Origin of the sequence: Marinoscillum pacificum, from assembly GCF_024714495.1 — a bacterium.
In the GTDB taxonomy this organism is placed as follows: domain Bacteria; phylum Bacteroidota; class Bacteroidia; order Cytophagales; family Cyclobacteriaceae; genus Marinoscillum; species Marinoscillum pacificum.
Genome location: NZ_JAMZMJ010000008.1, coordinates 214486 through 226466, shown reverse-complemented (window position 1 = coordinate 226466; position 11981 = coordinate 214486). Strand labels below are relative to the sequence as shown.

General features: G+C 39.5%; 9 protein-coding genes. 4 read left to right on the top strand and 5 right to left on the bottom strand.

Translation table 11 applies throughout. From position 1 onward, the window contains the following. The 3 genes from NXS00_RS18190 to NXS00_RS18180 form a co-directional block, all read right to left on the bottom strand. Positions 1-334 (bottom strand): transposase (locus NXS00_RS18190; RefSeq protein WP_258100687.1); only part of this gene is annotated, 334 nt, incomplete at its 3' end. A 107-nt stretch (positions 335-441) separates the two neighbouring features. Continuing rightward, positions 442-1263: a tail fiber protein gene (locus NXS00_RS18185; RefSeq protein ID WP_258100686.1), complete on the bottom strand. Its 822-nt coding sequence runs from the start codon at positions 1261-1263 to the stop codon at positions 442-444. Between the two features lie 85 nt (positions 1264-1348). After that, positions 1349-4537, bottom strand: a complete 3189-nt coding sequence (locus NXS00_RS18180) for a S41 family peptidase (RefSeq protein WP_258100685.1) — start codon at positions 4535-4537, stop codon at positions 1349-1351. A gap of 181 nt (positions 4538-4718) precedes the next feature. Between NXS00_RS18180 and NXS00_RS18175 the strand changes: the two genes are divergently transcribed. Then, entirely contained in the window at positions 4719-7259 is a 2541-nt protein-coding gene (locus NXS00_RS18175; RefSeq protein ID WP_258100684.1) for a TonB-dependent receptor plug domain-containing protein, read from the top strand. Here the strand turns inward: NXS00_RS18175 and NXS00_RS18170 are convergent. Then, positions 7251-8426 (bottom strand): trans-sulfuration enzyme family protein, encoded by a 1176-nt coding sequence (locus NXS00_RS18170; protein ID WP_258100683.1) that lies wholly within the window; start codon positions 8424-8426, stop codon positions 7251-7253. The genes NXS00_RS18175 and NXS00_RS18170 overlap by 9 nt on opposite strands. 155 nt (positions 8427-8581) lie before the next feature. Here NXS00_RS18170 and NXS00_RS18165 point away from each other — a divergent pair, with 155 nt between their 5' ends. Continuing rightward, positions 8582-8899 (top strand): rhodanese-like domain-containing protein, encoded by a 318-nt coding sequence (locus tag NXS00_RS18165; RefSeq protein WP_258100682.1) that lies wholly within the window; start codon positions 8582-8584, stop codon positions 8897-8899. Positions 8900-8963: 64 nt separating this feature from the next. Further along, complete coding sequence (gene gloA2, locus NXS00_RS18160) at positions 8964-9353, top strand: SMU1112c/YaeR family gloxylase I-like metalloprotein (RefSeq protein ID WP_258100681.1); 390 nt, start codon at positions 8964-8966, stop codon at positions 9351-9353. 7 nt (positions 9354-9360) lie between these two features. Here the strand turns inward: gloA2 and NXS00_RS18155 are convergent, their stop codons facing one another. Beyond that, on the bottom strand, positions 9361-10317 hold the full coding sequence (locus NXS00_RS18155; protein WP_258100680.1) for a hypothetical protein: 957 nt from the start codon (positions 10315-10317) through the stop codon (positions 9361-9363). Between the two features lie 119 nt (positions 10318-10436). Here NXS00_RS18155 and NXS00_RS18150 point away from each other — a divergent pair, with 119 nt between their 5' ends. Next, entirely contained in the window at positions 10437-11954 is a 1518-nt protein-coding gene (locus tag NXS00_RS18150; protein WP_258100679.1) for a tetratricopeptide repeat protein, read from the top strand. Positions 11955-11981: the final 27 nt, after the last annotated feature.

Sequence of the window (11981 nt, the reverse complement as noted above, 5' to 3'; positions counted from 1 at the left end):
TTCTAAATCGGGCAATTGTATTATGATCTGGACGATTCATTGCCGAAAGCCACATCATATGGATATTCTCTTTTAAAGCAGCTTCCAGTTTTCTGGACGAGTAAATATTGGTCAGATATCCATAAACAAGCACTTTTAATAGCATCCGAGGATGATATACCGAAGTTCCTCCAGGCTTATACTGCTTCAATAAAGGTTCCACATTGATTTGGTCGATTACAGCATTAACCACCCGTACCGGATGATTTTCTTCTATTAATTCCTCAAGGGATGGAGGAAGTAGCATCACTTGCGATGGAGTGTAATCTTTAAAGACTAAATTTGAATTACGCACACGACTAATTTAATCAGTTAGTCACAAAAAAAGCCGAGAACTTAATTGTTCCCGGCTTTCTTTTTATAAAAAAGGAGACTGCCTTTTGAGACAGCCTCTTTTTTATGTTATAATTTGATGATGTAAGCAAGAACGTAATATGGTGGACGGTTCTCTAATTCAGGGTTGTCAGTGCCTACATCACTCATAGTTAAGTTAACACTATGTGAATGGCTTCCTGAACTTGGGATTGTTATTCCTGTAGGGGAACTTTTCGAGTCGAAATCTGCTCCATTCTTTCCACTACCTCTTTTAATATCATTATCGCCCCCATCAGCTTTATATCCTCTTACTTTGTGAACGTGACCTGGGTCATGAACTAAATGAGAGTGACTTCCTCCTGTTATAGTTCCAGAAATGTTGTGCTTATGTTTTGGAATGTCATTCACATCTAGCTCATTGATTTCAAGACCTCCTGTCTTTCCAATGGTATTATAGTCAGATTTGTCCTCATCAAATCCGACAATAAACCGACCACTCAAATTGGGAATTTCTCTAGTTCGGGTTTCTGACTCAGTCCCAATGTCTGTATTGTCATCAGGATTATACCAGCTTCCATCACATAGAGCCCACCCTTCAGGAACTGAAGAACCAGACCACATTATTATAGAGCCAATTGGTGAGCCAAGTTGGTGCCAGCTATTGTTGTTGAAATAGAATAAAGCATCATTTGTAGTATCAAAAACCATTACTCCATCAGTTTTTACCCACCCACTTTTTCTTTGATCTGAAGTCATTTTCGGGATTAATACTCCGGAATTGGTCTCTTCACTATGAACTTTAAAAATTACATCGGATTCAATGTCATTGGTTCCTACACCAACTCCATTTTGTGCATTCGAATAGTGAGAAATGAAGACTATGGAACTATAAATTAGGAATAATCTCATGGCAATTAATGAATTAAAAGATCGAAATTATAAACTCCAGTCTAAAAAGTGTTAATTGTAACTAATTAATTTTTCACATGATAGTTTATCTAATGGCATTAAGTAGCTCACTTACAGCTCTTTCTAATTGAGGATCCACTCCTTTTGCTTTGTAAGCAGGAGGGTTCGGTACAATAATATCCGGTACCGCAGGACCATGTTCCATATTCTCTTCAGTTGCTTTTACGTACCATGCTCTAAATGGCATTCTGACATAAGAACCGTCGATCAATCCATATCCTCCTGTTGAAATAACAGCTCCAAAGGTTGGTTGTCCAACAAGTGTTCCTAACCCTAAAGTTTTGTAGGCATGGGAGAAAATTTCAGCGTTGGAATAGCTATTGGCATTACAAAGGGCAATGGATGGTTTGGTCCATGCCGCCAGTGGAAGTCGCTCCGAGAAGGGATAGGTTTCTTTGAAATTTAAGTGTTCATCTTCCAGGCTTTCTGCAGCTCCACGCGGTACAGTATAAGCATGCTGCTTGACTGTTAATACAGCCATCAAATAATCTGTGGTCCATCCGCCGCCATTGTAGCGAACATCAATCACAATGCCTTCTTTTCCATATCCAGCTGCCATTAACTCTCTTTCGAATCGCTCGAAACTCGTCCAATTCATTCCTCTGATATGTAAATAGCCCAGTTTGCCATTGGAGTATTTATCTACTAGCTGTCTTCTTGTTTCCACCCAATCGTCATATAATTCATCTCTCAAGCTGGTGACTGGCCAGATGATGACTCCTTGTGATTTTCCTGATCTGCTGACTTCTAGCAGAATTGGATTCTTGTTTTCATTGACAAGCAATGAGTAAAAGTTGGTAGATTCTGTTACGGGCTCCTGATTGACTGAAGTAATGAGATCTCCTACTAAAAGTTTGCTTTCAGATCGGTCTGCAGGACTTCCTGGAAGAATTTTAGTCACTTTAAAACCTTTGGAAGTATTCACTCCAGTAATACCTAAAAGACCGGTTCTCTGAGATTGTGTCTCTTTCGGGTTTTCACCACCTCTTAGTCCCATGTGACTCGCATTCAGCTGTCCGAGCATTTGGTTGTAGATGTACGTAAAATCTTCTTTCGTACTCGCCTTAAGTGCTAGTGGTTTGTATATTTCTTTCAACGCTTTCCAGTCATAGCCGTGGAAGTTTGGATCATAGAAACCTTGATCTAGTGCTCTCCAACCTTCTTCAAAAATTTGATTGAGTTCAGCCACATAATCGATATTTAGGCTGGAGGAAGTAGAAAGTGTCTCTTTCTTGTCATCACTTGTTTTGATACGCTCCAATTTTCCTCCACTAGAAACGAGGTAGATGTATTTTCCATCATTGTCTAGCGATAAGCCGTTTGGCCTTAGGTTGCCTCCTGCTATTTCTTTATTGTCAGATCCATCCCATTTGATTTTATACAGGTTGCGTTCCACTTCATAGTTCATTCTTCCCGCAGAGCCCAGGGTATAATAAATGAACTCTCCTTTTTTGTCGAATGTGAAATCCGATTCATTTCCAGCGAAGGAGGTTACTTGGCTCAGTCGATTATATATTTTATCGAAATCAATTTGAATGGTAGGAGTCTCAGAAGCTTCTTCTTTGTTTTTATCCTTATCTGAGTCTTTTTTGGCTTTATCTTCTTCTTCCGGATACCAGTCTCTCTGAAGTTTGGTCTTTTCCCAATCTTCTTTTTTCAACCAGACGAACCAAACATCAACATCGCCATTGTTTCGTGAGGAAAGGAAACCAAGCTTAGACCCGTCTTTGCTCCAGACAGGATTGGAGTCGCCTTTCGGGTGCATGGATACATTGACTGGTGGCTTAGAATTGTCAGCGGCATGGATGAATATTTCTTCATTGAAGTTCAAGTCTGACAAAGAATAAGCAACCCATTTAGAATCTGGAGACCAGCTCACTCTCCCTGGAGAATCCCATTGATCTTGTAAAGTAACAGTATTGGATAAGGCAGCAGCTTCACTGATATTTGATACTTTCAGTATTCCTCTATTTTGCTGGTAGGCTAACTTTTTCTGATCAGGACTAACCACCAGGTTTGATTCGTCTTCAGGGGTGTTCGTCACTCGGAATACTTCATGTTTTAATGTTTTGAACAGGTCTTTTTGATTGGAGTCTGCTGACTTAGCTGCATAGATATCGTACTGACCGTTTCTGTCGGATGTGAATAGTAATGTTTCGTTGTTAAGCCACTGAACGTTTCTTTCTCTTGAAGGTGAGTCGGTGATTCGGACGCTTCTGTTGAATTCCTTATCATTCATCCTCACAAAAACTTCACCGCGAGTGATGTAAGCTGTGTACCTGCCGTCTGGAGAAATAGCAAAGTCATCAACTTGATTACTGATACTTTTAGTGATGTTTTGATCAAAACGATTATCTGAATTGACATCAATAGACATAACAGCAGGTGTTGATCCTACTTTAAAAAGCTTAACCTGATCAGCAACCTGATAAACTATAGTGCCATTAGTGCTTACGCTGAATGAATTGATTCCAAACTCAGATTCTGTGGTGACCTGAGAAGAACTGCCGCCGATAGTCAACTCTTGAATATTGTATCGACCACTTTCTGGAGTTAGGTAATAAAGCGTGTTGTTGTCCTTCCACTGTGGACTATGATCATTGCCATCAAAATCTGTCAGTTGTGTGTATTCATCTTTATTGATATCATAAATCCACAAGTCTCTATTGGCTGGTCCACGATAAGCTTCTCTTTCCAGTCTACAGGTTCCTCTTACAAATGCGATTTTAGAGCCATCAGGAGAAAGTACTGCATCATATCCCAGGGCATCTAATGCCATTGAAGGGGTTCCACCAGTGGTGTTTACTTTTTGAAGCTCATTTTCCCATTCTACCTGAGAATACAACCTCCTTGTTGTAAAGAATATTTCATTTTCAGCCGTAAAATCAGTGATTTGATCATTGCTGCTGTGGAAAGTGTGTCGACTAGGGAGACCGCCCGAAGCTCTAATAGTGAAGATGTCAAAATTGCCATAACGATCACTTTCGAATGCTATTTGCTTACCGTCTTTGCTCCATTTTGGTGAAGCATCATAGGCTTCATGAATGGTCAGACGGTCTGCTCTTCCTCCAGTACTTGGTACGGTCCAGATATCTCCCTGGTAAGAAAAAGCAATAGTTTCTCCATTGGGGCTAATGCTGGGTTTCAGGATTAAAGACTGAGATGAGGCTATAAATGAGCCTGCTAGAAACGCAAAAAACAATTTTATTTTCATGATTATCGAATTAGGTAATAGTTAATCCAATCTTCAAAATAGCACGTTTCCTTTATTTGGTAGTCAATAGAATGACTGGTGAGCAGATAAGTTGATTAATGGTCTATGTGAAAGATTTGTGAAGAGCAGGTATGTGTAATCGTGAATTTTGGCTATATTGATCTTACCCAAATTCCCATAAATGATGAAACTTCCACTCTTTGCTTGTGGACTAATTGTCCTATTGCCTTTATCTATTAAGGCTCAAACTTCGGTTGGTGAAATTGCCGATTCTACTTTGTTATCAGGCAACATTCAAACGCCAATTCAAATGATTAATGGCTTGGTGCCAGGTATGCTGGTATCTAAATCAAACACGACTGATTTAAGTGGTTATGAAATCCGTGTCCGAGGTTTTAATACGCTTAATGGAAGAGCGAATCCATTAATCGTACTGGACGGATTGATTATACCCAGCTATGATTTTGTGGACCCAAATGATATTCAATCCATTAAAGTATTGCGTGGTGCTGAAACTGCTAAATATGGTATGCAAGGAGCTTCTGGGGTTATAGAGATTACGACCAAAGGATTTAGCAAGGATTTCCAAATTAATTATCATGGCTTTGCCAATGTGGATACGAAGATTTATCGGCAGCAAGTACTGAATGCTGACAGTTATCTGGCTGCAGGTGGACGTGATTTAGGCGCCAAAACAGATTGGGTAGATGAAACTACCAGACCTGCATTTACGCATGCTCACGGAGTTACATTTAGTCAGGGATTCAAAGCATTGAATTATAGAGCAAGTGTGAACTATCGTGGAGTTCAAGGCATACAGCAGGAAACGGGCTATGATCGGATCAATGGTTCATTGAATTTAAGTTTGAACGTTTCCAAATTCTTAAAAGTCCAATACAATGGAGCGTTCAACAGTCAAACGGGAGACCCAGGCTTTGTACAGGTAACACGTTTTGCTCAAACAGCGCCTCCTACAATGCCTGTCTATTTTGAGTCAGGGGACTATTATCAGTACATTTATTACGATAGTTTTAATCCCAAAGCTATTATTGGATTAAGTACCAATGAATTGGTGAAAACTAATTTACAGAACCAATTAAAGTTGTCAAGCAATATTGGCAAACTTCAGGTGAATGCTTTTGTAGGGCAATCCTATTCAGACTTTATGCTTGAAGAAAGGTTTGATGAGGAATCCTATTACAGAGGAGAGTACAATGATTATTACGATGAGTCCAGAGAATATCGATTGACGCAAGTTGGAGGTGATCTATCAATGACGCTCGAGTCAGGAAACTGGTGGATTCAACCTACACTGGCCTTTGATAATCAGATCTATTCACAAGATTTTTCAACCACAAGAACTGTCTTGAATTTGGAAGGAAAACAATTAAGAACAGATAGCGATAATGATGATGTGATTTTAATGGGAGGGTCATTGCAAGCAGATATGGGAGTTGCCGATAAATGGAATCTTTCGGTAGGTAATCGGTTGGAAGCGTCTTCTGCATTATCTGCGGATAATAGACTGCAACATTTTCCCTGGGTTAATTCACGATTGAATGTGACCAAGTTGCTTGGATTCGGAGGGTCTAATTTTTTCATCTTCAGTCATGGTAAGTCAGGTTTAACACCATACAGAGAAGGTTTGTCTGCTAGAATTGATGGCCCTGAAGGATTTGTTGATCAACTGCCTAATTCATCATTGCAGAATGAGGTGGTCAAGAACACAGACATTGGTTTTGATTGGAGATCCAAAAATCAACGACTAGGTGTGGATGTGAAATGGTATTGGAAAGTAGCTACTGAAATGATTGGATTGCACAATTACAGAAGTCCACGAGAGCCGGAATACGCTAGCCCAATGAATAGCAATTTTGGAAAATTAGCTAACCAGGGATTGGAACTAACTCTTAGTTATCAGCAAGACATTAATGAGCGGATTAAGTGGAGTTCAAATTTGGTCATGACGACTTTTGCCTCCAAATGGAAAAGTCTAGAAGGTGATAACGATATCAACCTGGATAGTACTTATTATGGATATGTCTTTAATTTGACCTCCATTCCTGTTCTTAATTATTACAAACAAGGAGAACCTTTTGGCTCGATTACAGCTGTGAAAGTGAATGGTCCAGACGGGCAGGGAAGTTGGAATTTCTTGGATCAAAATGGGAATGGCGCTTTTGATTATTTTTATGGAGACCAGCAAATAGTTGGTCAGGCAATTCCAAAATTGACGTTTGGATGGAACAACGAGTTCAGTATGGATCGCTACCGATTGAGCTTTTTGATTACAGGTGCTGTTGGTCACCAATTAGTGAATGAATCAGCAATTATGCAGCAACCCAACGCACTCAGTTTTAATACTTATAATCTTCTAAAAAGCTATCGAGAAATAGAGCAAGTTAGAGATCGATACATCGTTGATTATTTTGTTCAGGACGCTTCTTTTGTCAGGCTATCCAATATTGAGTTCTCTTATCAGGTGAAAAGTGACCCAACATCCAAGTTGAGTAACGTGCAGGTGTATCTGGTTGCAAATAATTTGCTTACGGTCAGTTCATATCCAGGCAATAGTCCGGACTACAACCTGGCAAGCACATCGTTCGGTATTAATGATGGTAGAACTCAGCCTGTAGAAAATACGGTATCGGGCATTGATAGAGCCAATAGCATGTACACTTACAGATCATTTACTATTGGCATTAGGGCATCTTTATTTTGATGCCACTAATGCTTGCTCTATGTCTTCAATAATATCATCGATATGCTCTAGACCGACAGAAATTCTAACTAACCCTGGAGTAATACCCACAGCCAATCTTTCTTCCTCTAATAGTTTACTGTGAGTGGTAGAGGCTGGATGCGTAGCTATAGTTCTGGTATCACCAAGGTTGGCTGATAGCGAGATCATTTTTAACGCATCCAGGAATTTGCGTCCCTGCTCTATTCCCCCTTTCAGTTCGAACGTAACAATACCACCACCTTGCTTCATTTGCTTTTTAGCAAGTTCATACTGCGGGAAAGATGGAAGAAACGGGTACCGTACCTGGCTAAGTGCATCGTTGCCTTCCAGATGTGAAGCAAGTTTCAATGCATTGTCACAGTGCTTATCCATCCGGACAGCAAGTGTTTCCAGACTTTTAGATAAAATCCAACCATGGAAAGGTGACATTGACGGTCCAGTATGTCGAGCCATAAATTTTATTTCAGGGAAAAGCTCTTCCGAGGTAATGATGGCTCCTCCACATACTCTGCCCTGACCATCGATGAATTTAGTCGCTGAGTGTGTCACAATATCAGCACCCCACTTGATAGGGTTTTGCAAATAAGGAGTTGCAAAGCAATTGTCTACGTTGACAATAATGCCTTTTGATTTGGCCAGTTGACAAATTTTCTCCAGATCAATTAGATCCAATGCAGGATTGCTAGGAGTCTCTAAAAAGATCATTTTAGTTTTAGGAGTGATGGCTTTTTCCCAACCTTCATCATCCAAAATGTCTACATAAGTAGAGGTGATGCCCCACTTTGGCAATAGTTTGGTCAAAATCTGGTGAGTAGAGCCAAAAAGTGATCTTGAAGCCACCACATGATCGCCACTGCTGAGGAAAGCTGCCATACTGGTATACATAGCTGCCATACCAGAGGCCATGGCCATTCCTGTTTCACCGCCTTCTAGAAGGCACATTTTCTGTATGAATTCGTCGTTATTCGGGTTGGAGTAGCGAGAGTAGATATTTCCTTCTTTCTCTTCAGCAAAAAGTGAGCGCGCATCTTCAGCATCTTCAAACTTGAAACTTGAGGTTGCATAGATTGGCACCGAGTGTTCTTTTTGGTTAGATCGCTCTAATTGATGTCTTATTGCAGCTGTTTCGAACTTTTTATCACTCATCGCATTTATCTTTAAGGCTCCATTGAGAATCTGAATAGATTCCTCAGGAGGCCAAAGCTAAATCAGCAAATTGATGATAAAAACAACTTTTTGCTTTTAGTATGAGTAGTTTTAAACAATAAATTGAATTACAGCACATAATTATAGCATAACACATGAAAGAGATTAGTGTAAAAGAGTTGAAGCAGTGGATGGATAGTGGGGATGATTTTCAGCTAATTGACGTTCGTGAACCGAATGAATATGAAGTAGCAGAAATTGGTGGAGAGTTGATTCCACTGGCTACTATTCCTGACAATGCAGATAAGATTGCAAAAGATAAAAAAGTAGTGGTTCACTGCCGTAGTGGTAAAAGAAGTGCTAATGCTATTCAATTTTTAGAGCAACAGCATGGGTTTGATAACCTCTATAATTTGGAAGGTGGCATCCTTGCCTGGGCAGATGAGATCGACCCTAATATTCAGAAATATTAATTTTTTGATTTGCTAAGATTTTGGAGCCACTCATCAGTGGCTCTTTTCATTTAACCGTTTACTTATGCTTCAGCTAAAATCAGTTCACCACATAGCCATCATTTGTTCGGATTATCAGCGATCTAAAAAGTTTTACACGGAGATTCTTGGGCTAACAGTTATTCAGGAAGTGTACAGAGAGGCAAGAGATTCCTATAAGCTAGATTTAGCCATAGATGAACATTATGTGATTGAGTTATTTTCTTTTCCCAATCCTCCAGAAAGAACTTCAAGGCCTGAAGCTGCAGGATTGAGGCATCTGGCATTTGAGGTAAATGATATTGAAGCAAGCAAAGCCTGGTTGGAGCAATGTGGGGTGAAAGTTGAAGATATTCGAGTTGATGAATATTCCGGTAAACGTTTTACCTTTTTTGCAGATCCTGATGATCTTCCTTTGGAGCTTTATGAGCTGTAATTACCTATTAGTCCTGAAGCTTTATCAAGTGATCAGTTGTAAATAGACTATCGAAATATTGTTCTTTCCACTTCGGGTTTGTCTTAGAAATTAGCTTTGCTTCTGCTGCTCCAAGTGCATAGAAATACACACGTTTTAGTTCTTTGGGAGAGCTTTTAGTTAAATGAACAACCAGTTGTTGGTTTTGATCTTTTGATAGTTCTTGAATGTCAATTTTTGAGAACTGATTTTGCTCAATTTCATCAAAATGATCAATCCATTCATTGGTCAATTCCATTTCTACAAAACGTGCAAACCCTTCCTGCCAAAGCTGTAGGTTTAAGTATTTGTAGTGTTCATCTCCTATGATTTGATGAAGCTTTGCTTTCTCTGTTTGATGCTTTTTCAGCACGAATTGGACATCCATAGAATCTGTCGACAATAAGTTGAAAGCTATGTTTTTCATTTGCTTGTTGACTTGTTCGTTTTCATATGGGAATGGATGATTAAGCATCCACATGCCAGTTTGATCACCTTTATCAAGATTGAGAGCTTTTTGTGTGACGTAGTATTTTGGGTGATTCATTTGAAGCTGATGGAAATGCTCATGCATGAGTGTTGCTGTCCAGGCTTCTGGAGTTTTACCTGTGTTTTCGGGTGTGCCCACTACGATGGTTGGTTTGCTGTTGAGCAATGGAAAGGTGGCTAGAAATTGTTTGTTGAACGAAGCTGGTCTGGATGGATAGTCATTGCTGTTTTGGATGAATGATGAATCATTTACTGAAGTGTTAAATACAAATTCCTGTTCGTCATCAATAAGCAATAGCGGCATTTCGGATTCACCTAGATCAGTCCAATAGTTGGTAGCTAATTTGTATTTGAGTTGACCTGCCAGGTCAATTAATTTAATGACCTCCTGTGGTGGGTTATTCGCCAGGTAGATGGATCCGCATAGCGTTAAGATGGTGAATAGTATACTTTTCATTAGTCAGTTGAGTCGATGATACAACATTAGAAAGTATTATTGTTAAGTACAGTTAAGTGTTGTTAAAGGGTGTTAATCATGATTTTGGTTATTTTAGCATATACGCCCTAATCTTACTTATGAAACTGTTACTTCAAGTTTTAATAGCCTTTGTTCTATTTGGCTCTTCTTCGTTGTATGCTCAGGATTTTGAACAAGAACTAAAACGCGCACATGATGCCCAAAACCCTAATGTGAGTATTGCAGCTCTTGGCAAGATAAAAGAAGATCTGAGTCAAGTTAGCGACTCGCTTAAACTTCAATTTTATTTAGCTATGGGTATTGCATATGGCCAACTGGGGCGGAGCGATTCCTCTTTATTTTACCTCAGTCAAGTAGAGGCGTTAGCCAATGACAGTAGCCGAGTTTTGATAGATGCCTGGAACACCAAAGGGTTGGTCTATATGTCTAGTGGTGATTTTGAAGAATCTCTGAATCAATTTCATAAAGCATTACGGCTAGCGGAAACCAAGGATGAAGAAGAAATCAAAATCATTAAAATTATAGGGAATGCAGCTGGAGTATTTTACCAGTTAGAAGACTTTTCGTCTGCTATCGAATATATGGAGCGGGCTATTTCCCTTTCTGAATCTGTAGGTCTTAATCATGGAGTTGGAGTTAGTAATCTGCGGTTGGCAATTATTTATATGGATATGGATAGTCTCCAACGGAGTATTGAACATCTCAGAGTATCGGAGCAAATACTAGCGGAGGAGCGAGATACCATCATGCTTCTCTATGCTAAAAATACTTTAGGTGGGATTTTGCAAAGACAGAATCTTAACCAGGAGGCACTTAAAGAGTTTCAGGTCAGTGAGCGGCTGGCTATGGCCATTTCAAATACGGAGGATATCATTTTTGCTAAAGCTTCGATTGCAGAATTATACTTGACGATCAATCAGTTTGATAAAGCTGAACAATTTTCAAAGGAGGTACTAGAGTTAGCCTCTGCTAATGGTTTTATGGATCGTGTTGGTCAGGCTCATGATTTACTCTATCAAATCTATATGACTAATCAGTCCTATAAACAAGCATTAATTCATCGAAATGCTAGTTTGGCAATTAACGATTCCATTAGCGGAGTGGAAGTGAAGTCGAGAATAGCTGAACTGGAGACTAAATATGAGACAGAGAAAAAGGAAGCAGAAATAGAGCAATTAAGTTTGGAGAACTCGTTGCATGAAGCCAACCTTGCTAGAAGTAGAAATGCTCAATTAGCAATAGGTATTGGAAGTGTTTTGACGATCATATTGGTCATCGTTTTTTTCACGCTACGTCATAAACGACACGTGGCTGAACGCGAAGCTCAGGAATTGCAGATTGAGGCCCTTCAAAAACGAGTCATGGAAATTCAGTCCTCATCCGATACTTTTATCAATATAAGCTTGGATCAATTCAACCAAAAACTCCATAATGACTTGACAGAAAGGGAGTTTGAAATATTACGATTGAGCTTAGAAAATAAAACGAATTCTGAAATTTCCGAGGAGTTATTCATATCGGTGAGTACAGTGAAGTTTCATTTAAGAAACACCTACGCCAAGCTGGGTGTCAATAACCGTAAAGAAGCTTTCGAGTATGTGGCTAAAAAGGCATAACATCTTTCTTATTGTTTGCTGGTTGTT

Excerpts from the sequence above, each read along its gene's own strand:
- NXS00_RS18150 (WP_258100679.1), top strand. The coding sequence starts at position 10,437 with ATGAAACTGTTACTTCAAGTTTTAATAGCCTTTGTTCTATTTGGCTCT.
- NXS00_RS18170 (WP_258100683.1), bottom strand. The coding sequence starts at position 8,426 with ATGAGTGATAAAAAGTTCGAAACAGCTGCAATAAGACATCAATTAGAG.
- gloA2 (WP_258100681.1), top strand. The coding sequence starts at position 8,964 with ATGCTTCAGCTAAAATCAGTTCACCACATAGCCATCATTTGTTCGGAT.
- NXS00_RS18185 (WP_258100686.1), bottom strand. The coding sequence starts at position 1,263 with ATGAGATTATTCCTAATTTATAGTTCCATAGTCTTCATTTCTCACTAT.
- NXS00_RS18155 (WP_258100680.1), bottom strand. The coding sequence starts at position 10,317 with ATGAAAAGTATACTATTCACCATCTTAACGCTATGCGGATCCATCTAC.
- NXS00_RS18175 (WP_258100684.1), top strand. The coding sequence starts at position 4,719 with ATGATGAAACTTCCACTCTTTGCTTGTGGACTAATTGTCCTATTGCCT.
- NXS00_RS18180 (WP_258100685.1), bottom strand. The coding sequence starts at position 4,537 with ATGAAAATAAAATTGTTTTTTGCGTTTCTAGCAGGCTCATTTATAGCC.
- NXS00_RS18165 (WP_258100682.1), top strand. The coding sequence starts at position 8,582 with ATGAAAGAGATTAGTGTAAAAGAGTTGAAGCAGTGGATGGATAGTGGG.